A 2,627-nucleotide genomic window follows, 5' to 3' on the forward strand; every position below is an offset into this window, starting at 1 on the left:
TGACGCTGATCATCAGCTTCCACGGCGCGTCCATCATGAGGGCGCCGAAGACGTAGCCGCAGGCCACGACGGTGGCACCGATGGCCAGGGTGAGGCGGGCGCCGATGGCGTTGATCAGCTTCGCGGAGATCGGGGCGAAGACCATCATCATCAGACCGCCGGGGAACATCCACATGCCGGCTTGGAGGATGGTCTGTCCGAGGCCGTAGCCGGTGTGCTCGTCCATCTGCAGGAGTTGCGGCACGACGATCGCGGAGGCCATCATGCCGAAGCCGATGAGGATGGCGGCGATGTTGGTGAAGAACACCGGGCGGCGGCCCATGGTGCGCACGTCGACCAGCGGGTCGTGGTGGCGCAGCTCGAACAGGCCGAAGAGCACGAGGACGACGACGCCGCCGATGATGCAGCTCCAGGTGGTGCCGTTGCTCCAGCCCAAGGTGGAGCCCTTCGACACGCCCACGAGCAGCGAGACCAGACCGACGGCCATGAGCCCCACGCCCACGAAGTCGAGGCGGGCCGGGTGGGTGTCCTGGGTGGCCGGGACGACCAGGGCGGTAGCCACGAGGACGACGAGCGCCAGGGCGCTGGAGACGTAGAACAGGGCGTGCCAGTCGAAGGTCTGGGCGATCCAGGCGGCCAGCGGAAGGCCGACGGCGCCGCCGACTCCCAGTGTGGCGGAGACGGTCGCGACTGCAGTGGCCTGCTTCTCCTTCGGGGCGAGCTCGCGCACGGCCGAGATGGCCACCGGGATGTAGCCCATCGCGACGCCCTGCAGGGCGCGACCGATGAGGAACGGCACCAGGCCGGTGCCGACTGCACAGAGCAGCGAGCCGACAACGAGGACGGCGGCAGAGCCGACCATGATGCGCTTCTTGCCGTACATGTCGGCGAGGCGGCCGGTGACCGGCATCGAGACGCCGGCGGCCAACAAGGTAGCGGTGATCGCCCACGACGCGTTGGCGACCGAGGTGTTCAGCAGTTCGGGCAGTTCGGACTGGATCGGGATGACCAGCGACTGCATGAGTGCTCCGGCCAGGGAGCCGAAGCACAGGGTGATGATGACAGCGGTGGCGCGGCTCGACGAGATGCTCGGTGCCGACGCGCTCTTCGTGGCGGTGGTGTCCATGAGTTCCTGACGTAACGAGATATGTAAGTTACATATTTGCAGGTGTGTAGAATACACATGGTTCGCGTGGAGAAGGCAATCGAGGTAGGGGTGGTTCGCATCACAGGTCTGGTCGATTCGGTGCGCGAGATGCGCGAGTTTGAACTCGTCGTGGCGACCGCGCGCCTCGAACGAGGACAACGCGCCTCCAAGTCCCTGAACCAGCTCAACGCCGCAGACAACCGCCTGCTGTGGTTGCTCACCTCGCAGGGCCCGCAGACGATGCGGCAGATCGCCGAGGCCCTCCGGCTGGAACAGTCCACGGTGAACCGTCAGGTCAACGCCGCCCTGGCCCGCGGCCTGGTCGAGCGCCTCGACCACCCCGGCAACGGGGCCAGGACTCTGAAAGCCACCTCCACCGGCCAGAGCATGTTCGAAACCGAGCTCGCACGCACGATGACGATCTTCGCGGCCGGGCTGGACGCGCTCCCTGCGGACGCGCGCGACGACTTCGTTCGGAACCTCGGAGTCTTCGCCGAGGCCTACTCCGTCGCGGCCGAGGAGCAGGTGCAGCGCGAGTGCCTCCGTTCCCGCGATGCCGTCTCGGGTTGATCCGACGCGCCGCTGCGTCAGCGCCGCCCTTCGGGCGATCACACAGCGCGGAAGCGGCCGGGACGCCGGGACGCAGCAGCGCGGGCGGGTCGCAGTCAGCGTCCCACAACGAGATCGGCCGCGACGAGACCTCCCTGTCGTGCTCAACCTGAAGCAGAAATGCGCCGACACCGAATTCCCCAACACCGCCATCGTGGAACTGACCGCGAACGACCGCGCGGGACGCCGTGGGACCGGGTCTCCGGCACACCCGCTTCGGGATAACCACAGGCGCCTCGCGTCGCTCCGACTGGCACTACACCCCACCTAAGGAACTGTTACGACGGCGAGCTCGGCTTTGCGCATCGAAAGGTCCAGGTTGGTCTGGCCGGGATCTGCCGCAGCGATGGTCGGCGCGACAGAAGCGCCGGAATCTTGCAGGTGCCTGACCACAACCTCGCTGGTCAGGGGGCGCTTTTTCAGCGTCCCGCTACTGACACCGAATTGAGAAACCGACACGCCGCTGACAGACAACTGACACGAAATTGAGAAATGACACCGAAATCGAGAAACTACACCCGTTGCGCAGATCCGTCGCGGTGCGGCCTGCTCCGTGTCACTCATGATTTGTGCGGGGTGACTGTTGTAAAGAAATATTTCCGCAGCATCTCCGGCAAAACTACTGTTCAGCATACTTTTCGCTTTGCAGAGCGTGGACGGAGCGGCTCGACCTACGGTTTCGGGCCAGGTGGGACCGAAAAGGCCGGTGCCGAGACAGCACCGGGCGACGTTCGGACCGGCAGGAAGACCACGCGATGCTCACCGCACTTGATGCCGACCCGGACGAGACCATCTCAGCCGATGACATGGACTACGGCGCGCGACTGGACATAGAGGCGCAGCTGCTGTGCGCACTCCTGTGGGCTCAGCC

3 protein-coding genes are annotated in these 2,627 nt (G+C 65.7%); 1 reads left to right on the forward strand and 2 read right to left on the reverse strand.

All coding sequences use genetic code 11. From position 1 onward, the window contains the following. On the reverse strand, nt 1–1,126 hold a 1,126-nt coding region (locus tag WAW17_RS13165), incomplete at its 3' end, for an MFS transporter (RefSeq protein WP_422333408.1). Nucleotides 1,127–1,183: 57 nt separating this feature from the next. Between WAW17_RS13165 and WAW17_RS13170 the strand changes: the two genes are divergently transcribed. After that, entirely contained in the window at nt 1,184–1,717 is a 534-nt protein-coding gene (locus WAW17_RS13170) for a MarR family winged helix-turn-helix transcriptional regulator (RefSeq protein ID WP_422333409.1), read from the forward strand. A 306-nt stretch (nt 1,718–2,023) separates the two neighbouring features. Here WAW17_RS13170 and WAW17_RS13175 read toward each other — a convergent pair whose 3' ends face one another. After that, on the reverse strand, nt 2,024–2,389 hold the full coding sequence (locus tag WAW17_RS13175; protein ID WP_422333410.1) for a hypothetical protein: 366 nt from the start codon (nt 2,387–2,389) through the stop codon (nt 2,024–2,026). Nucleotides 2,390–2,627: the final 238 nt, after the last annotated feature.

This window comes from Rhodococcus sp. (in: high G+C Gram-positive bacteria), assembly GCF_049286785.1.
Taxonomy (GTDB): Bacteria; Actinomycetota; Actinomycetes; order Mycobacteriales; family Mycobacteriaceae; genus Rhodococcus_F.

Coding starts and splice junctions, on each gene's coding strand:
- WAW17_RS13170 (WP_422333409.1), top strand. CDS start 1,184: ATGGTTCGCGTGGAGAAGGCAATCGAGGTAGGGGTGGTTCGCATCACA.
- WAW17_RS13175 (WP_422333410.1), bottom strand. CDS start 2,389: ATGCTGAACAGTAGTTTTGCCGGAGATGCTGCGGAAATATTTCTTTAC.